Source organism: Paenibacillus oenotherae (assembly GCF_019443105.1).
GTDB classification, from domain to species: Bacteria; Bacillota; Bacilli; order Paenibacillales; family Paenibacillaceae; genus Paenibacillus_Z; species Paenibacillus_Z oenotherae.
The window spans coordinates 138,795-158,888 of the sequence record NZ_JAHZIJ010000001.1; the positions used below are offsets into that span (position 1 = coordinate 138,795).

The window sequence follows — 20,094 nt, forward strand, 5'->3', positions numbered from 1 at the left end:
GAAGCAACCCGCGTCAACAAGCGGGCTGCTTCCAGTGGCTGCTACATGCAAAAAATATGCTTCCCGATCGTCTTGACCTGCGGACGTGTCCAAATCCATTTGGACGTTGCCGTTACCGGATTGAAATAGTAGATGCAGCCGCCAGTTGGATCATAGCCGTTAATCGCATCCTGCACTGCTTTGCTGGCACTTTCATTCGGCGTCAGCCAGATCTGGCCGTCTGCTACTGCAGTAAACGCACCAGGCTGAAAGATGACGCCCGAAATCGAATTGGGAAAGCTCGGCGACTTGAGCCGGTTCAGAATAACAGCAGCAACTGCTACCTGCCCGACATACGGCTCGCCGCGGGCTTCTCCGTATACTGCGTTAGCCATCAGCTTCAAATCATTGGCGGACAAGCCCAGCTTCGTAGATTTGGACAGCGATGTGCCGCCCCCTGTCGATTCTGCTTTTGGCTTGCTGGCTGCGCCCGTGTTCTTGCCTCCTGAGCTCGCCGAAGGCGGCAAATCCGCAGCTGTAGGGCGCCAGCTCTTCGTCGCTTCCCACAGCTTCAGCTTCGTCTTCGCGGCGACAATACCGTCCGCCTTCATGCCGAACTCGCCCTGAAACCATTTTACTGCCTTCAGAGTTGCCCATCCATACTGCCCGTCAATCTTGCCTTTGAAGAAACCCAGATGCTTGAGACGGCCTTGCAGCTCATAGACATCCTTGCCTGCGGAGCCTACCTTCAATGTTGCGCTGCTAAAAGTTTCCGCCGTTTGCCCGTCGCCCGTATGTTTCAGCGTAAACGCTCCGAACAACAGGAGGACAATGACAATAGTCACCGAAATTAGTCGATTTCTCATTTAAGTAATCTGCCTTTCCCTTGCCCTTGCAAGTGGTTTTGCAAAGCAAACGATGCTTGATACTAGTATGAGAAATGACATTGCCTTCTATGCACGATTTTGTATTAAGAGCTAATCTTTCCTGCGTCATATTGATCCAGCGTAAGAAGAACTTCCCTCGGCTTGCTGCCTTCATATGGCCCGATAATATGCTTGGCCTCCATCTGATCGATCAGACGGGCAGCTCTTGTATAACCGATCCGCATCCGGCGCTGGAGCAGGGAAACTGATGCCTGCTTGGCCTCAAGAACGATCCGGACAGCCTGATCGAACAGCTCGTCCTGCATTTCATCGACCTCTTGAGCGCTATCGTCAATTTCCGGTACGAGATCCTCTTTGTATTCGGCCTCGCCCTGCTCTCGGGAAAAGCTTACGACCGCCTCCACTTCACCATCGGAGAGGAACGCGCCCTGAACCCTGATCGGCTTCGACATTCCTACCGGCAGGAAGAGCATATCGCCGCGGCCAAGCAGCTTCTCCGCCCCTACCATATCAAGAATGGTCCGGGAATCGACCTGCGAGGATACGCCGAAGGCGATCCGCGACGGAATGTTTGCTTTGATGACGCCTGTAATAACATCTACTGACGGCCGCTGTGTCGCTATAATAAGATGAATGCCCGCGGCTCGCGCCATTTGCGCAAGTCGGCAGATCGCATCCTCAACATCATTAGCCGCAACCATCATCAGATCGGCGAGCTCGTCCACGATAACGACGATGAAAGGCAATACAGCAGCAGGATTGTCCGCCATCAGGTTGTTGTAGCCCTCGATGTTGCGTGTGCCCGATTTGGAGAACATCTCATATCTTTTCTCCATCTCGACCACAATCTTTTTCAATGCAAGCGAAGCCCTTCTAGGGTCTGTTACGACAGGTGCAAGCAAATGCGGGATGCCATTATACATATTCAGCTCGACCATCTTAGGGTCGATCATCAGAAATTTAACCTCATCCGGTCTGGCTTTATACAGAATGCTTGTAATGATACCGTTAATACATACTGATTTGCCTGAGCCTGTTGCCCCTGCAACAAGCAAGTGAGGCATCTTCGCCAGATTGCCGACAATCGGCTGGCCCGAAATATCTCTGCCGAATGAGATGGACAGTCTCGACGGCGCATTCAGGAATGACGGTGTCTCCATTACTTCCCGCATCGTCACAACAGATACCTCGTTATTCGGCACTTCAATCCCGATTGCCGATTTGCCCGGTATCGGCGCCTCCATCCGAATGTCCTTGGCCGCAAGCGCCAGCGCGATGTCATCCGTCAGTCCAACGATACGGCTGACCTTAACGCCTGTTGCGGGCTGCACCTCATATCGCGTAACAGCCGGCCCCCGGACAACGTCAAGCACCTTTGCACGTACTCCGAAGCTCTCAAGCGTTGCCTCCAGCTTGCGCCTGGAATCATTGGCGTCCGACATATCGCCAGCCCGGCCGCTGGCCCCTGGCTTGGCAAGCAAGGACAGCGGAGGAAGCTGATAAGGCTTCTCCGAAGGTACTCGGCTTGCAGCTGCTGCTGCGGGAGCGGGCTGGGAGAGCGCTTCGCTTTGCTCCATTGCAGGACTGCTGTCCGCTGCTGCCGGCAACTCATAATCATCAGCTTCATCCGGCACATATTCGTCCTCTTCAACTGGGAACGGCTCATATGGCGGGGACTCCGGATTCTCGTCCGTGCTCTGGCTCTCTGCATTGTGCGGATACTCTTCTCGCCATGGAAGGACATCATCATCCGGTTGATCCGGAAGTGAGGCATTCGGGCTATCATGATATCCCTGCCAGTCATGCTCTTCCTCATCCTCGTCGCCATCCATCCATTGTGGCTGACGACGAGCTTGAGATGATTCCGACATTCGCTCTTCATCCATCAGCCACTCGCTGTCTCTTCCTTCCTGCAATTCCGCTTCAGGCTCGGGCGAATCGCTAAACCATGAGAAGAAACGCGCACGGCGCCCGCGCGAGCGAGGCTGCTGCCCATAATCGTCATCTTCATCATCCAGATCTTGATCCAGAACAACCGGATTCCCTCTCCCGTTCGCAGCTCTTGGTGCTGCTCCCGCACCAACTGGCGCTGCTGCCGGTCTCCTGGCAATCAGCTTGGCACGAAGCAAGGAGAACAATCGTCCGCCTCGATGGCGAATCATTCGGGCTATGTCCACATAAGATTTGCCGGTCATAAGCATGATGGATATGGCAAACATCACAATCATCACAAACTTGGAGGCAAAGTATCCGAACAACCAGTACAATAGCGTATATTGGATGGCGCCCGCATAACCGCCGCTTACCGAATGCTCCACCATCGTCACTTCATCAGTTGGCGGCGCTTCCAATAACGCTCCCCGCACATCACTGCCAAGCTCATGCATAATATAGCCCGCAGTCAAGCCATCTGTTGGCTCTGTCTTCTGATCCATGACCGCGATAGAGCTGTAAAGCGTGCATGCCAGCACGAACAACAGCAGACCTGTCTTCCGGTTGGACCAGCCAGACGGCCATGCGCGTTTAACCATAACGACCAAGCCGATGTAGATGCCGACTAAAGCAAGTACAAAATAAAACTTGCCCAGAAGAAGACCAAACAGCTTGGACAAGGAACGTCCCACCGTGGCCTCTCCTGAAAGTGCAATCACCGACAATGTAATAAGCAGAATGCCATACACTTCATATTTAAGATTCGCTGCAAGCGAGTTTTTCTTCTTTCGTCTTCGTTTCGCCAACTTCGTCACCTCTGGTTGCCATTATACCATAGGTGCAATCCAATGTTTACTACTTGGCCGCTGCAGGCCCCAATGCGATGACAGTTCCGGGGGCAAGCTCCGGGCGAAGATAGGCATCCAGCGGACATTCCATCAGCCGGACTATTCGTCCCGTTCCTGGAGTCAGCATCTCTACCTGCATACGGACATCACCAATGACAATATCCAGATACGCTTCTCTCTCCTCATGGATCCCGTCAAACACTAATTCCAAAGGAATATTCGTATAGAGCGTCATTGCGGCAGCCCTCCCATTCCACTACGCTTGCGTTCCTCTATATATCCATTCAGCTCCCGTAGCGCTTGACCCAGGCCCCCTACAGCATCGATTAATCCGTGCTTCACGGCATCCACACCGATCACAGTGGTTCCGATATCGCGTGTCAGCTCCCCCGTCTTGAACATGAGTTCCTTGAACCGTTCCTCGGTAATATTAGAATGCGAGGTAACAAAGCGGACGACCCGCTCCTGCATTTTATCCAAATAATCGAAGGTCTGAGGGACTCCAATAATAAGTCCATTGAGACGAATCGGATGAATCGTCATCGTCGCTGTTTCCGCAATAAACGATTTATTGCCGGCAACCGCAATCGGTACCCCGATGGAATGACCGCCACCGAGCACAAGCGTCACTGTCGGCTTCGTTAGCGAGGAGATCATCTCTGCAATGGCAAGCCCTGCCTCCACATCGCCTCCGACCGTATTCAAGACGATGAAAATCCCTTCAATCTTGGGATTCTGTTCTGCAGCTACAAGCTGTGGAATAATATGCTCATATTTAGTCGTTTTGTTCTGCGGCGGCAGCACCAGATGGCCTTCGACCTGTCCGATTATCGACATGCAGAATATATTAGACTCCCCTTGCGGCGTCATAGTCTGACCAAGCTGTTGAATCGTATCTACAACCGGATTGATGCCTTTGCGCTCTTCACTCGGCATCGGCTGCTCCATTGTATTGTCTCTTGTTTCTTCCCACATCGTGCTTCCTCCTTCATTCTCAATCCATTATTTTTCGTGCGAAGCAACAATCCGGCGGTATTCTCCTCAAGTGAGCAAGTATCTCGGCTCTCATAGTATGGAAAAACGTTGTCGATTTATACAAGCTTATGAGGAAATAAGACAATAAAAAACGGCTCCCTCTCTTCCGGACTAACCGGTAAGGAGGAAACCGTTTCATTGAAATGTCTATACTTCCATAATAATCGGCAAAATCATCGGGCGGCGGCGCGTTTGTTCGTACAGGAAGCGGCCAAGCGCATCCTTCACATTCGTCTTAAGCGATGCCCATTCATTCACTTTATCGTTCATCAATTTATGAAGCGTCGTCGTTACGATGCGATTGGCTTCTTCAAGAAGGCCTTCCGATTCACGCACATAAACGAAGCCGCGCGAAATAATGTCCGGACCGGAAAGAATCGTGCCATCCTGCTTGCTAAGTGTAACGACAACAACGAGGATACCGTCCTGCGACAATAATTTGCGGTCACGAAGTACGATATTGCCGACATCGCCGACACCCAAACCGTCGATAAGCACGTTGCCTGCAGGCACTTTGCTGCCTTTACGAGCAGCTCCGCCTTGCACTTCGACTGTATCGCCATTGTCGATAATAAAGATATTCTCTTTCTCAATGCCAACTGCTTCCGCCAGCAAGGCGTGTTGACGCTGCATGCGGTACTCGCCGTGGATCGGAATAAAATATTTTGGCCTGATCAGATTAAGCATCAGCTTCAATTCTTCCTGGCTGCCGTGACCGGATACGTGAACGCCGGATACAGAACCAGGACCATAGATCACATTCGCTCCAAGACGGAACAGCTCGTCTACTGTACGGCCAACATGGCGTTCATTGCCAGGGATTGGCGTAGCGGCAATGATGACCGTATCACCAGGCAAAATATCTACTTTACGGTGCGTTGAACGTGCCATGCGCGTTAAAGCGGACATCGGCTCGCCTTGGCTGCCTGTCGATAGAATGGCAACGCGGTCTGCAGCCATCTTGTTCACTTCTTCAGGCTCGATGATCATGCCTTCCGGAATGATGAGGTAGCCGAGCTCAGAAGCAATGGATACAACATTAACCATACTGCGGCCAACTACAGCAATTTTGCGTTTCGTTGCCATTGCAGCATTAACGACCTGTTGAATCCGGTGAACGTTCGAAGCGAAGGTTGCAACGACGACACGCTGCGTAGCTTTGCGGAAAATATCCTCCAGCTCAACTCCGATCTTGCTCTCAGATGGCGTGTAGCCAGGGCGTTCAGCATTCGTGCTATCAGACAGCAGCGCAACTACGCCGCGTCTTCCGATATCGGCAATACGTTGAAGATCCGCATATTGATCGTTGACTGGTGTGTGATCGAATTTGAAGTCACCCGTATGTACAACGGTTCCTTCTGGCGTGTCCAGGCATACACCGAGGGAGTCTGGTATGCTGTGGTTAGTTTTGAAGAAAGAAGCGCGAATGGAGCCGAGCTCCAGTTCTGTATCGGCATTAATAAGAATGCGTTTGGTTTCGCCAAGCAAGCCCGCTTCCTTCAGCTTGCCTTCGATAAGACCAAGCGTAAGCTTCGTCCCGTATACAGGCACATTGAGATGCTTGAGAACATAAGGCAAGCCGCCGATATGATCCTCATGACCGTGTGTAATAAGAATTGCTCTTACTTTATCCCGATTATCTGTTAAATAAGTAATGTCCGGAATTACGATATCAATACCGAGCATGTCCTCCTCGGGGAATTTCAATCCGGAATCAACAACAACAATGTCGTTGCCGTACTGAATAACATACATATTCTTTCCGATTTCACCGACGCCGCCCAGTGCAAAAATAAGCAGCTTATCCTGGTTGTTCTTCTTAGACAAGTGTATCTATCCTCCTAATAGTATCGCGAAGCAATGACAGCTGTATTGAAACGCTTACTTCCAGTGCGTTAAATTCATTATCCCTGACATTAGCATTCGCTATCTTCAAATTGATGATTCTTCAGTATGAAAGCCGCAAAAAATCGAAGCTGTGAAAATAATCGACAGCCATTACGCTTTATAGTCGTTAAGTGGTGTTATAGGACTCCGCTCCAACACCTTACTAACATTACCAAATATTTGCCGCACACCGTCACTTGAGAACATTATACATGATTGAAAATACGAAATACAAGTCATCCGTCAAATCAGCCTGCAAAAAGAAATAACCGATGCGGCGCACCGGTTATAGTCTAGTGCAACTATTGCCATGTCTTCCCTACATCAATAACTGTTCCAGCAGAGCTGTTTCTTCAGCGGATGCTTCAACAAGGGGAAGACGAACACCGCCTACAGGCACGCCGCGAAGAGCAAGTGCGGCCTTCACAAGAACAGGATTCGGAACAGGATACGGTAGCTCGAACAATCCTTTCAGGATTGGAAAACATTTACCGTGCAGGCGTGCAGCTTCTGCAACATTCCCGTCAACATATGCAGTAATCATCCGTTTCAAGTCGCTGCCCACGATATGGCTTGCAACGCTTACCAGACCATAGCCGCCTACAGCAAGCACAGGAAGAGCCGCGCTGTCATCGCCGCTGTAGACGCGGAAGCCTTCTGGAGCGCCTGCAACAAGCGCTGTAACTTGATCCGTTGATGCACATTCCTTCGTTGCGATAATATTCGGAATTGCCGCAAGGCGAAGTGTTGTTTCGACCGACATGCTCACAACGGTGCGGGAAGGCACGTTGTAAAGCATAACCGGGAGCTGCGTCGATTCTGCTATCGCTTTGAAATGTCTGTAGATGCCTTCTTGGCTGGGCCTGCTGTAATAAGGAACGACAAGCAGTATGCCATCAACACCACTTTGCCCGGCAATTTGAGTCAGATGAATGGAATGTGCCGTATCATTGCTGCCTGTCCCCGCAATGACTTTGCTCCGGCCGCGCGCGCGCTCTACAACAAACTTGAACAACGCCGCCTTCTCTTCGTCCGTTACGGTCGGCGATTCACCGGTTGTCCCGGATACGACGAGGCTGTCGCTCTGCTGCTCTTCAATTAAGTAATCAACCAACCGGCCTGTTGCATCCCAGTCAATTGCACCGTCTGCGTCAAACGGAGTAACCATTGCGGTAATCAATCTTCCGAATTCCATCTAGACTCCTCCTAAATGTTTTGCGAAGCAAACCGGCTTCGTAAGTAAGCATTAACTTCGTTTTGCGAAGCAAAACTGGCTTCGCAAGTGTATACATTTCTATCGCGCTGGTCTGCGTGGTGCCACTATAACAGGAGCAAACCAATGCGATAAGTAATATTCGTTATCGTTCATGAAGCGCGAACTTGGCGTGGAGCGCGCGCAGCGCGTCAGCCATATAGCTCTCCTTCACAAGTACCCAAATTGTCGTATTCGAATCTGCCGATTGAAGAATCGGTATTGATTGCTCGGTAAGCGCTTCAACAATTCTGGCCATTATTCCCGGAACACCATTCATTCCTCCGCCAATGACCGAAATTTTCGCGCAGCCGTTCACAGCTATTGGCGTGTATCCGATCCTTTGCAGCACAGATACAGCTTCGCTTGCATCGTGGTCGAATACGGTATATACCGCTCCGCCTGGTGTTACATTGATGAAATCAACACTAATATGATGGCGTGCCATCGCTTGGAATACTTGAAGCTGCACATCCGTATGGCCCTCTTGGGCATGAACCGTAATTTGTGTAATTCCGTTGACATGCGCCACTCCTGTTACATGTCGATCACGAACTGCTGCGGCATGCACAGCATCAATCGCATCTGTCACAAGCGTGCCTTCATCTTCTGAGAAGGTCGAGCGCACACGAAGCGGGATTTTGGCCTGCTGTGCAATCTCGACCGCCCTGGGATGAATAACTTTGGCGCCCAGACGGGCCATATTGCATATTTCGGCATAGCCAACCACTGATAATGGACGGGCATCTGCAACAATTCGCGGATCTGCTGTCAGAATCCCGTTGACATCGGTATAAATATCCACTTGCTCCGCATGAAGAGCAGCGCCCAGCGCTGTAGCAGATGTATCGCTGCCGCCTCTGCCCAGTGTGGTCAGCTGACCGGATTCCGTCTTTCCCTGAAAGCCGGTAACGATAACAACTTTATCTTCATGCAAATGACGAAGAACGGTCTCGGTCCGTATTTCAAGAATACGGGCCCGGCCGAATTGGTTGTCTGTCATAATTCCTGCTTCTCCACCTGTTAGCGCAACAGCTGGAATCGAAGCAGCCTGCAGAAGACCGCACAGCATAACAGCAGAGATAATCTCTCCGCAGCCGAGCAGCAGGTCACGCTCCCGCGAAGGGAGCGAATCGCCCGTGCCGGGGATAAGAGAAAGCAATGTATCTGTCGCATAGGGATCACCGCTGCGCCCCATTGCAGAGACGACAACGACAAGTTTATATTGCCGTTGCCGCTCTCTGCGAATATGGCGAAGCACGAATTGACGCGCTTCACTGGTAGACAGCGATGTTCCACCGAATTTCTGAACGAGGATGCGCATGGTCAAACCTCCGTTTCCTTGCTTCAAGAAGCTGAAGGATCGTTGCGTTTGACAACCCGCTCTAATTGTATGCTTTATTTCTGACCAATAGCAATATATTCAGCAATTTGTACGGCATTCCATGCAGCGCCTTTGAGCAGATTGTCCGAAACGATCCACATGTTAAGACCGCGTGAGGAGCCCAGATCGCGACGAAGACGTCCGACAAATACATCCGGCTTGCCCGTTGCATCCGAAGCCAGCGGATATTGCTGGCCAGCAGGGTCGTCAACCAGCGTAACGCCAGGAGCATCCTTCAACAGCTTGCTAACGTCCTCTAACTCATAGTCATTCTTCAATTCCACATAAACGGACTCTGAATGTCCATTCACAACTGGGATACGCACACAGGTAGCTGTAACATCAATAGACTCGTCGCCCATAATTTTTTTCGTCTCGCGTACCATCTTCATCTCTTCCAGCGTATACCCGTTCTCCGTAAACTTATCGATTTGCGGAATCGCATTGAATGCGATTTGATGCTTCACTGGAAGCGCCCCTACCGGCAAAATCTCTGGCTTCACTTCATTGCCATCAAGAATTTCGCGCGTCTGGCGGTGAAGCTCGTCGATCGCACGGCTGCCTGCGCCGGATACCGCTTGGTAGGTCGATACGATAATCCGCGAGATGCCATAACGGTCATACAGCGGTTTGAGCGCCGCAACCATCTGGATCGTGGAGCAATTGGGATTGGCGATCAATCCTTTATGTTCACTTACTTTATCAATATTCACCTCTGGCACAACAAGCGGTGTTTCTGGATCCATGCGGAAAGCGTTCGTGTTGTCTATACAAACAGCACCATGCTCGATGGCATGAGGCGCAAGCGCCTTCGTCACATCGCCGCCAGCACTGAACAATGCGATCTCAACACCTTTAAAGCTATCCGGCGTCGCTTCTTCAACCGTAAGCTCCTGACCCTTGAACAAGATCTTCGTGCCTGCTGAGCGTGCAGATGACAGCAGCTTCAACTGGGCAATCGGAAAGTTTCTTTTCTCAAGCAGACCAATAATTTGTTCTCCTACTGCGCCTGTTGCCCCTACTACAGCAACGTTAAACAATTTCTGATTCGACATTGTGTCTTCCCCTCTCAAAAATCAAACTTATGTCAAGGATTGCTCCATTTGCATACGTGATAAATAATGAGACGCCATGATTACCCTATTAATATTGAAACCGTTCGATAAGCAGCGGCTGAAGCTGTTTGCCCTGAAGGGCAGCTTCACAAGCCTCAGGCACAAGATCCATCTTCGCTACAAGCGAATTCGGCTTGCCCTGCGGATTATCCTGTCCGAACGGAACAAAATAAACATTCTTGCACACTAGCAATCTAGCAATATTAGCCGCATTCAGACCTAATCCATCATTCGTTGAAATGGCCAGTACGAGCGGGCGCTGATTGCGCAATTGAGCCTTGGCAGCCATCAGTACCGGGCTGTCTGTCATTGCATTGGCCAGCTTGCTTGTCGTATTGCCCGTACACGGCGCAATAACGAGAACATCCAGAAGCTTGGATGGGCCTAACGGCTCTGCTTCAACAATTGTAGAGATCAGATCATTGCCTGTAATCGCCTTGAGCTGTGTCTGCCATTGTTCCGATGTGCCGAATCGTGTATCTGTCGTCATAATCGTGCTCGTTACGATGGGCACTACATTAGCCCCATGATCCACGAAACGCTTAATAACAGGCATTACTTCCGCAAACGTGCAATGCGAGCCGGACAGTGCATAACCGACCGTTTTACCTTGCCATGTCATTGCTCATTCCCCCGTAACCTGGAATCTTCCATAATCAGTCGACTAAGACAGTCCGCTATGATGCGTCCAGCGGTTTTGGGTGCGACGATACCTGGTAGACCGGGGGCGAGCAACGCTTTAATGCCCCGCTTCTCAGCAAAGCGAAAATCCGTCCCGCCCGGCTTGGAAGCGAGGTCGATAATAACCGCTCGCGAAGGCAAATTTGCGATAATTTGCGCTGTGACTATCATAGTCGGAATTGTATTAAAAAGCAAGTCAATATTACTCACAGCCTGCGGCAGTTGTTTGATATAGAAGGGCTCAAAGCCCATCTCATCCGCCCTGGCGTAATGCTCCTCGCGGCGTACTCCTGCCTTTACTTTTGCCCCCAGCCCCCGCAATGTTCGCGCTAACGTCAAGCCGGTCCGGCCAAGTCCAAGCACCATGCAAGTAGAACCGTGAATCGTAATATCGGTGTTCTGTATCGCCATCATAACGGCCCCTTCTGCCGTAGGGATGGAGTTGTAAATTGCGACATCATCCCGGTCGAACAACTCGATCAATCCAATGCCATGCTTCTCGCACAGCTGCCGCAAGTAAGGCTTCGCCATACCTGCATAGATTTTGCAGTGCTTGGGCAGCAGCCCTACTTGCTCATCTGTCAATACAAGCTCCCGGTCACTAAAAACGGCTATGATCCGCCCATCGTCATCCGTCCCTACCGCCGGCAGTATGAGTGCATCCGCTCCATGAAACAAATCATCACTCATCTCTGCACGCACAGCTCCGTCCAGCGGCGTATGAAGCTGTTCAAAGCCCGCAACCGTAACCATTGCGTCCAGCTCTGTAAGCTTGCGAATGACTTCAAGCTGACGAGCATCACCACCGAGCAGCACGACCCCAATCCCTGTCAGCATAGGCTGTCACTCCTTTCTTACTGCAATCGGCACGCACACTCCGAGCTATTGTGGTTCGATTGTCAGTCTGCCCATCCGGATATAGACCATCTTATGCGTGCGCCCAGAGCGGGGTGAAAATGAAATCAGCTTGCTAATCCAATCGATGAGGCGGCGATTGCCATCCAGCAGCGTACCGCTTGGCGGGAAGGCGGACAAAACATGCGAAACAGCAGCTTTTTTTTCGATTCTGACCCCATGAAGGTGAAATGCCTGCCGGAGTGCATGTATGTCACCTTTGTTTCTCCTTAACGGCCGATTCTCGCTCAAATTCATGCATCATCGCAGGAATTCTACCATGATGACGTCTTGTAACCGAAATTCATGCACATTCGCAGGCTTCTTACTCCGTCACGCTGCCTTCTAACCACTTGGAGGAAGGGGTTTCCCCATATACAACAAAAAAAAGATGCTTCCAGCCCCACTTTTAGTGGTTTTGGAGGCATCCCTACACATCATTTGGGACTGACTCATTGGATACTGGACTTTTCGAACAGCCCCTGCGTTTTTTATTTGTAAATGGAAGAATTGTTCTGGAGAAGCGCAGCGCTCGCCTTTGTCCCCGGATCTCAACCGTTAATAACGGTGAAATTCAAGAAATCCGGGGACAACAGCGATCGGAAGAACAATATGCTACACTCCCGTATGACCAAAGCCGCCAGCGCCACGAACCGTTTCGGGCAGCTCCTCTACTTCGGAGATTGAGACAGCTGGAACAAGTCCGAAGAGCATCTGAGCGATTCGTTCGCCCCGCTCAATGGTGAAGGGCTCCGTTCCCAGATTGACCAGCAGCACCTTCACCTCGCCGCGATAATCCGCATCGATCGTTCCGGGTGAATTCAGGCATGTGATGCCATGTTTGTACGCAAGTCCGCTCCGCGGACGAATCTGAGCCTCAAGCTCTCCCGGCATCGCCATCGAGAAGCCCGTCGGAATGAGCTTTCTCTCCCCCGGCGATAGCGTAACCGGCTCGGATACTGCTGCATGCAGGTCGAAGCCTGCTGCAAGTTCGGACATTTTGCGAGGAAGCTGAATATCCTCATTGCCTGGCAAACGTTTAAACAATACTGGAAACAAGACTATCCCTCCCAAGGTTCGCTACTGCTTTATCATTGCTGCCCACCATCGCTACCGCGAAAGGAACCGATAACATTCGCTTGGTCACATCGCTTATATCGCTCATCTTCACCGAATCGATCCGCGCCAGCATCTCATCCAGCGTATAATGCTTGCCCAGCATCAGCTCGTTCTTGCCCTGACGGTTCATAAGACTGCTGGTGCTCTCAAGACTAAGGATCAAGCTGCCTTTAAGCTGCTCCTTGCCTCTATGAAGCTCCTCATCGGTAAGTCCTTTAACTGCAAGCTCATGCAGCTGCTCCAAGGTGGAATCCAGCACTTCCTTTGTCTGCTTGGGCGCTGTGCCGGCGTAGATCGTGAACAGGCCGCTGTCCGCATATGAGGTATGATAGGAATAGACGGAATATGCGAGCCCGCGCTTCTCGCGAATTTCCTGGAACAGGCGCGAGCTCATTCCACCGCCGATTGCATTGTTAAGCAAGATCATCGCATAGATCTGCGGGTCGGCAATAGAGCAGCCCGGAAATGTCAGACAGATATGATTCTGTTCTGTTTTCTTCTTATGGAACAAGTAAGCTCCATTGAACTGCGGCGCCACAATTGCACTCTCGCTCCCCTTGTTCTTGAACGCGCCGAAATGCCGCTCCAGCAATTCCAGCAGTGCGCTCTCCTCCACATTGCCTGCAACGCTGATGACCGTATTGTCAATGCGGTAGTTATCCTTCATATAGCCGCGCAGCGCATCTCCATCCATCGCGGATAAACGTTCCTCCAGGCCAAGTATGGAGTAAGCAAGCGGATGTTCGCCATACGATGCCCGCGAAGCTTCATCATGCACTTTATCATCCGGCGTATCCTCGTACATCGCGATTTCTTCCAAAATAACGTTTTTCTCCTTGCCGAGCTCTGTTGCGTCCAGCTGCGACTCGAAGAACATATCCGCGAGTGCATCCACTGCAAGCGGCAAATGCTGATCCAATACCTTGGCAAAATAACAGGTATATTCCTTGGCGGTAAATGCGTTAACATTGCCTCCGATGCCATCAAATAAATCGGCAATGTCCTTCGCGCTGCGGCGGGCTGTTCCTTTAAACAGCATGTGCTCGATAAAATGAGTGATGCCGTTATTCTCCAGCGATTCGTTGCGCGAGCCTGCCTTCACCCAAATGCCGAATGCTACTGAACGGCAGGTCGGGATATATTCCACAACCACACGCAACCCATTGCTAAGTGTATAGTTATTCACCGCGGTTTCCTCCTAAGCGATCCAAAACTGAATATGATACCAGCACTTGCTCCAAAATCAATGCTTTCACTATAACAAAATTACAGTCCCGCCTCAACCAACGGCACTCGATCGGACGACAGCGTATCGGATACAGTGCCAAGTGATAGCCCCTTTTGCTTAATTGCTCTAATCATCCCTTCAAGCGCCTGGCTTGAGGAATCGGTCGGGTGCATCAGTATGAGCGAGCCTGCTGTTACCCGGTTTTTTATTTTATTAATGACTGCCCAGGCCGGGGGATGCTGCCAATCTACTGTATCAAGCGTCCAAAGCACCGTCCTCAGCCCCTGCTCGGCAGCTACCTTTACAGTCATCCCATTGTAATCCCCAGATGGCGGAGCGAACCAGCGGTTGGTCACCTGCAGCGTCGATTGCAGCAGCTTTTCCGTCTTGGCAATCTGATTGTAAGCTGCTTGACGATCCAGCTTGCTCATATCCGGATGGGAGTAGGCATGGTTGGACATCTCATGGCCATGAGCTTGAATATTGCGCGCTGCATCAGCATTCTTCTTAAGCCAGGAACCGTCCAGGAAAAAGGTTGCTTTCACATTCTCCTTATCCAATATGTTCAACATCGGCTCCAAGTACTCATTGCCCCAAGCGACGTTAATCATGAGCGCGACCATTGGCTTGTCAGGATTGCCTCTATAGATGGGATGGACACCAAGATCGGATAGCTGTACGCGGGGAGGAATCTCCTTGTATATGTATCGTATCTGCGCATCCGGAGGTGAAGCCTTCATCAACTGGTAAGTACGCTCCACATCTACCTCCAGACCGTTATAGCCCGGGATCGCTTTCCAAATCCGATCCAGCCGCGCATCAACGGGAGCAATGCGGCGCTTGGCGGCTTCCGCCTCAATCCGTTCCAGAAGAGAATCCTTGCTCTTAGGATCGCTGTTCCAACCCGCCATTACTTCCCTGGACTCACCCTGTTTAAGCGCCCATACATAATCCGCCACATCTTCATTGAGCTGAACCGTCAGCAGCAGTCCGCACATCATAATTCCCATTACTAATGCCATTCTCAGCTTCATCACTTCACCCCCTCTTCATCATCCTATTATGGCTCGGACAACATTATGAGGAGAGGGCCGACAAAACAAAAAGAGACAGATGGAATCTGGCTCTTTCTACTCTTGATGGAGCGGGATACGCTCACGTTCCCACGCTGCCCTATTATTGTTGTGCAGGTACTTCGGAAGTCAACACTGCTTTGCGTGACAAATTAATGCGGCCTTGAGCGTCGATTTCCGTTACTTTCACCGTAATTTGATCGCCGATCTTGAGTACGTCCTCCACCTTCGCAACACGTTCTGTAGAAACTTGCGAGATGTGAACAAGTCCGTCCTTATTCGGCAAAATTTCAACGAAGCAGCCGAATTTCTCAATGCGCTTGACCGTACCGAGGTAAATCTCGCCGACAACTACCTCGCGCACGATACCTTCAATGATTTGCTTCGCACGCTCGTTGGCCTCTGCGTTTGAAGAAGCAATGAAGACGGTACCGTCCTGCTCGATATCGATTTTGACGCCGGTTTCGTCAATGATTTTGTTAATGATTTTGCCGCCTGCACCGATAACATCACGGATTTTGTCCGGATTAATGCGCATGATGACAATTTTAGGCGCATACTGCGACAGACTTTTGCGAGGCTGATCCATAACTTCGGTCATCTTGCCAAGAATGTGCATCCGGCCAACGCGGGCCTGCTCCAATGCTTCCGCAAGAATCGCGCGATCGATGCCATTGATTTTGATATCCATCTGAATGGCTGTGACGCCCTCAGGTGTGCCAGCGACCTTGAAGTCCATATCTCCCAAGTGATCCTCCATGCCTTGAATATCCGAGAGAATCGAGAAATGATCGCCGTCCTTGATCAGACCCATTGCAATACCTGCAACCGGCGCTTTGATCGGAACACCGGCATCCATCATAGCAAGCGTGCTTGCGCAGATGCTCGCCTGGCTTGTAGAACCGTTCGATTCCAGCACTTCAGATACAAGGCGAATCGTGTACGGGAAGTCCGTTTCCGATGGAATAACCTTGGAAAGCGCACGTTCACCAAGCGCACCATGACCGATTTCGCGGCGGCCCGGCGGACGAAGCGGTCTTGCTTCACCAACGCTGAATGGCGGGAAGTTATAATGATGCATGAATCGCTTCGTCTCCGCAAGATCGATGCCGTCGAGAATTTGCACATCGCCTAGTGCGCCGAGTGTACAAATACTGAGTGCTTGCGTCTGTCCGCGTGTAAACAAGCCGGAGCCATGTGTGCGCGGGAGCAACGAAACATCGCAATCAATCGGACGAATTTCGCTCAATGCTCGTCCATCCGGGCGAACCTTATCATGCGTGATCAAACGACGGACTTCTTCCTTCACGATATCGTAAAGAACTTCCTTCACATCACCGAGCAGCTCAGGCGTCTCCGCATACTGCAGCTCAAAATGATCGACAGCCTCAGCATTAACCGCATCTATAGCATCCTGACGCGCATGTTTCTCCTGAATGCGAACCGCTTCAACGAGACGACCCGAAGCAAAGGCACGAACCGCTTCGTTGACCTCCTCGTTCACGGCATGAAGCTTCACTTCCATTTTCTCCTTGCCAGCAAGTCCAACAAGCTCTTCAATCGTCGTCACGATTTTCTTGATTTCCTCATGGCCGAACATAATGGCTTCGAGCATAACGGATTCAGGCACCTCGCTAGCTTCAGCCTCAACCATCATGATCGCATCCTTCGTACCGGACACAACGACATAAATGTCGCTTTTGCTCTCTTGCTCAACCGTTGGGTTAATAATAAACTGTCCGTCAATACGGCCAACTGCAACACCGCCGATTGGTCCGTTGAACGGCAAATCGGAGATGGACAGCGCTGCGGAAGTTCCGATCATCGCCGCCATCTCTGGTGAACAATCCTGATCCACACTCATTACAATGTTGGCGACCTGCACCTCGTTGCGGAATCCGTCTGGGAACAGCGGACGAATCGGACGGTCTGTCAGACGGCTGGCCAGAATGGCCTTCTCGCTTGGGCGTCCTTCACGTTTAATGAAACCGCCAGGAATTTTACCAACCGCATAGAGACGCTCCTCATAGTTAACGGTAAGCGGGAAAAAATCCAGATTTTTAGGCTCGCTTGACGCAACAACCGTACATAGTATAACGGTTTCGCCATACTTGACCGTTACGGCTGCATTTGCTTGCTTGGCAAGGCGTCCCGTCTCAAGAACAAGCGGGCGTCCACCAAGTGTCATTTCAACACGTTGCAACATAGAGCTCCTCCTCATTAAAGCCTTCAAGACGCATATCGCGCTCCGGCTCATCATTTTGTCTTGCTACATATCTGTATAAGAGATAAAAGAAAAGCCCCCATTGGAGCTGTTCTTCAACATTCATTACCGCTGAACACAAGTATGTAATCCTATTCATTTACAAAAAGCAACCCGGAGCAGCCACTCCGGTAAACCCCGGACGGCTGAACAACCAGGTTGCTTTTAGAACCGCATCTCTTATCGGCGAAGACCGAGCTTTTCGATCAATGCGCTATAACGTTTAACGTCTTTGTTCTTGAGGTATGCCAGCAGTTTACGGCGCTGACCTACCATCTTGAGCAGACCGCGGCGGGAGTGGTGATCTTTCTTGTGCTCCCGAAAGTGATCCGTCAAATTGACGATGTTATGCGTCAGGATAGCGATTTGAACTTCCGGAGAACCGGTATCGTTCGCATGAGTCTTGTGCTCATCAATCAGTTGTTGTTTACGCTCTTGAGTAAGTGCCATCCTTGTTCACCTCCTTCTATCATAATCGCCGTTAGCCTCGCCTCCGTCGGTGAGAACAGACAGGCCAAGCTAAGGTTCAGTGCGCTGTCATTGAAGAACAGGTCTCCAACACCACGCAACGTCTAAGAGTATATCATACCCGTCTATAAGAAGTAAATGGAGTCCGTGTTATTTGTATGCCGACAGAACCGCTCTCGCTTGCAAAGCATCGGATTTGATCTGGGCAATCAGCTCATCGACAGAGCCGAACTTCTTTTCTGCACGGAGAAAAGAAATGAATTGCAGCGTCAAGTCTCTGCCGTATAGATCACCAGTATAGTCAAACAGATGCGCTTCCATAACCGGCCTCGGCAATTTATCGTGAAAAGTGGGCTTCACCCCGATATTCAGCACACCGGAAACCCGCTTGCCATCAACTTCGGTCATAATTGCATAGACACCTTGCCTAGGCGTTACATAAGCTCCGCCAGGTTCAATGTTGGCAGTCGGGAAGCCGATTGTCCGTCCTCTGCCTTCACCATGAACGACAGTTCCGGTAACCGAGTACGGATCGCCCAGAAGCCGTTCCGCTATCTCCGGATGGCCTTCGGCAAGCGCTTCGCGAATAAGCGTGCTGCTCACTTTCCGTTCATCCATCATCAGCGGTTCGATGACCTCGACGGCAATATCCGGCTCACCAAGAACCCGTAATGTATCGGTCTTGCCTGATCCCCGTGTTCCGAAGGAAAAGTCAAAGCCGACAATCGCCTTCTTCACTTGCAGCGGACGCAGCACGTTATCAACAAAATCTGCCGGAGACACTGCCGCAAATGCAAGATCGAAATGGACAATATAGACAACGTCCACGCCAAGTTTGCGGAATCGCTCCACTTTATCCTCAAGCGGTGTCAAACAGGTCAAATATTGATTGCCTTGTCCCAGCACTTCCTTGGGATGGGGGTGAAAGGTCATAACTGCCGACTGCAGGCCAGACGCGCGAGCCGCTTCAATGGAACGCCGGATGACATTCTGATGTCCCCGATGCACACCATCGAAGTGGCCTATGGCGAGTGTCTTAGGAACAGCGGCACTCGCTTGCTCTGACTGAATTATCGGATATTGTAAAGGGATGATTTCCACTTCTGTCACACCTGCTTTATAAGCTTACGTTTTTTAGACGGGCGTAAATACTTTTACCGGCTTCAAGGAGTCGGAATTGTCTTCCACCTCGAACAGACCGAGGAACAAACCGTCCTCGCCATACAATCGAACAAGCTCATCCTGTCTGGAAGGCTGCAGCCCCTGAACCAAGTCCAATGAAATGCGCTTGCCCTGAAAAGCATGCCGTGCTGTCTCGGCATTCACTTTGCCGCTAGGCAAATAATCCAGCGCTGCATCCGGGGGCATGAGCCGGCTCGCGAGCTCGCCGCTTGCTTGAAGCTCTTCAATCTCTTCCAGCGTCAGGCAATTCTCCGCTGTGAAGCCTGCTGACATCGTCCGTGTCAGCTTAGCCATAGCAGCCGGTACTCCGAGCGCTCTGCCGATGTCAACGCACAGCGTTCTAATGTATGTTCCTTTGGAACAGGTTACCGAGAATGAAATCCGGGGATGAGGCACATTCAGCTCCATCTGCTGAAGCTCCAGCTTGTGGATGGTTACCTGGCGAGATTTGCGCTCAATGACCTGCCCTTCGCGTGCGAGCTCATAGAGCCGTTTGCCATCAACCTTCACCGCGGAATACATGGGTGGTACCTGTTCAATGATGCCAATGAAGGAAGCCAGCACACGCTTGATTTCCGGCTCTGAAATAACGACCTGCGCTACTTCAGCGATTACGTTGCCAGTCAAATCCTCCGTGTCCGTAGCCTGTCCAAGCTGCAGCACCGCTTCATAAGCCTTGGGGCGCTCCTGCAAATATTCAACCATCCGTGTTGAACGGCCGATGCAGAGCGGCAGCACCCCTGTCACTTCGGGGTCCAGCGTGCCGGTATGCCCGATACGCTTCACACGAATCAGCCTTCTTACTTTTGCAACGACGTCATGAGAGGTCCAGCCCGCAGGCTTCCAAACGGCTAAAATTCCGTCCAT

The 20,094-nt window shown here is 51.1% G+C and carries 17 protein-coding genes; all 17 read right to left on the reverse strand.

Going from position 1 to position 20,094, the window contains the following annotated elements:
* Positions 1-41 precede the first annotated feature (41 nt).
* The 17 genes from sleB to truB all read right to left on the reverse strand — a co-directional run bounded on the left by sleB (position 42) and on the right by truB (position 20,094).
* Positions 42-845, reverse strand: a complete 804-nt coding sequence (sleB, locus tag K0T92_RS00595) for a spore cortex-lytic enzyme (RefSeq protein WP_219870481.1) — start codon at positions 843-845, stop codon at positions 42-44.
* Positions 846-949: 104 nt separating this feature from the next.
* The gene (locus tag K0T92_RS00600; RefSeq protein WP_246627779.1) at positions 950-3,604 is read right to left on the reverse strand and encodes an FtsK/SpoIIIE family DNA translocase; all 2,655 of its coding nucleotides are present in this window, start codon (positions 3,602-3,604) and stop codon (positions 950-952) included.
* A 49-nt stretch (positions 3,605-3,653) separates the two neighbouring features.
* Positions 3,654-3,881 carry a YlzJ-like family protein gene (locus K0T92_RS00605; protein ID WP_219870482.1) on the reverse strand — a complete coding sequence of 76 codons (228 nt, stop codon included), beginning with the start codon at positions 3,879-3,881 and terminating at the stop codon, positions 3,654-3,656.
* Entirely contained in the window at positions 3,878-4,594 is a 717-nt protein-coding gene (locus K0T92_RS00610; RefSeq protein WP_219871149.1) for a ClpP family protease, read from the reverse strand. The genes K0T92_RS00605 and K0T92_RS00610 overlap by 4 nt, the downstream gene beginning before the upstream one ends.
* Positions 4,595-4,828: 234 nt before the next feature.
* Complete coding sequence (locus tag K0T92_RS00615) at positions 4,829-6,508, reverse strand: ribonuclease J (RefSeq protein ID WP_219870483.1); 1,680 nt, start codon at positions 6,506-6,508, stop codon at positions 4,829-4,831.
* A 379-nt stretch (positions 6,509-6,887) separates the two neighbouring features.
* Positions 6,888-7,763 (reverse strand): 4-hydroxy-tetrahydrodipicolinate synthase, encoded by an 876-nt coding sequence (gene dapA, locus K0T92_RS00620; RefSeq protein WP_219870484.1) that lies wholly within the window; start codon positions 7,761-7,763, stop codon positions 6,888-6,890.
* Positions 7,764-7,926: 163 nt separating this feature from the next.
* Positions 7,927-9,144, reverse strand: a complete 1,218-nt coding sequence (dapG, locus tag K0T92_RS00625) for an aspartate kinase (RefSeq protein WP_219870485.1) — start codon at positions 9,142-9,144, stop codon at positions 7,927-7,929.
* Between the two features lie 74 nt (positions 9,145-9,218).
* Positions 9,219-10,259: an aspartate-semialdehyde dehydrogenase gene (locus K0T92_RS00630; protein ID WP_219870486.1), complete on the reverse strand. Its 1,041-nt coding sequence runs from the start codon at positions 10,257-10,259 to the stop codon at positions 9,219-9,221.
* Positions 10,260-10,347: 88 nt separating this feature from the next.
* Positions 10,348-10,941 carry a dipicolinate synthase subunit B gene (locus tag K0T92_RS00635; RefSeq protein WP_219870487.1) on the reverse strand — a complete coding sequence of 198 codons (594 nt, stop codon included), beginning with the start codon at positions 10,939-10,941 and terminating at the stop codon, positions 10,348-10,350.
* Positions 10,938-11,837 carry a dipicolinate synthase subunit DpsA gene (gene dpsA, locus K0T92_RS00640; protein ID WP_219870488.1) on the reverse strand — a complete coding sequence of 300 codons (900 nt, stop codon included), beginning with the start codon at positions 11,835-11,837 and terminating at the stop codon, positions 10,938-10,940. The genes K0T92_RS00635 and dpsA overlap by 4 nt, the downstream gene beginning before the upstream one ends.
* 672 nt (positions 11,838-12,509) lie before the next feature.
* Positions 12,510-12,953 (reverse strand): dUTP diphosphatase, encoded by a 444-nt coding sequence (dut, locus tag K0T92_RS00645; RefSeq protein WP_219870489.1) that lies wholly within the window; start codon positions 12,951-12,953, stop codon positions 12,510-12,512.
* Positions 12,934-14,199 carry a M16 family metallopeptidase gene (locus K0T92_RS00650; RefSeq protein ID WP_219870490.1) on the reverse strand — a complete coding sequence of 422 codons (1,266 nt, stop codon included), beginning with the start codon at positions 14,197-14,199 and terminating at the stop codon, positions 12,934-12,936. The genes dut and K0T92_RS00650 overlap by 20 nt, the downstream gene beginning before the upstream one ends.
* A gap of 80 nt (positions 14,200-14,279) precedes the next feature.
* Positions 14,280-15,275 (reverse strand): polysaccharide deacetylase family protein, encoded by a 996-nt coding sequence (locus K0T92_RS00655; RefSeq protein ID WP_246627780.1) that lies wholly within the window; start codon positions 15,273-15,275, stop codon positions 14,280-14,282.
* Between the two features lie 142 nt (positions 15,276-15,417).
* Positions 15,418-17,520 (reverse strand): polyribonucleotide nucleotidyltransferase, encoded by a 2,103-nt coding sequence (gene pnp / locus K0T92_RS00660; RefSeq protein WP_219870491.1) that lies wholly within the window; start codon positions 17,518-17,520, stop codon positions 15,418-15,420.
* A gap of 237 nt (positions 17,521-17,757) precedes the next feature.
* A complete protein-coding gene (rpsO, locus tag K0T92_RS00665; RefSeq protein ID WP_219870492.1) occupies positions 17,758-18,027 on the reverse strand; it encodes a 30S ribosomal protein S15 in 270 nt (89 codons plus the stop codon).
* A 168-nt stretch (positions 18,028-18,195) separates the two neighbouring features.
* Complete coding sequence (locus K0T92_RS00670; protein WP_219870493.1) at positions 18,196-19,146, reverse strand: bifunctional riboflavin kinase/FAD synthetase; 951 nt, start codon at positions 19,144-19,146, stop codon at positions 18,196-18,198.
* Between the two features lie 33 nt (positions 19,147-19,179).
* The gene (truB, locus tag K0T92_RS00675; protein ID WP_219871151.1) at positions 19,180-20,094 is read right to left on the reverse strand and encodes a tRNA pseudouridine(55) synthase TruB; all 915 of its coding nucleotides are present in this window, start codon (positions 20,092-20,094) and stop codon (positions 19,180-19,182) included.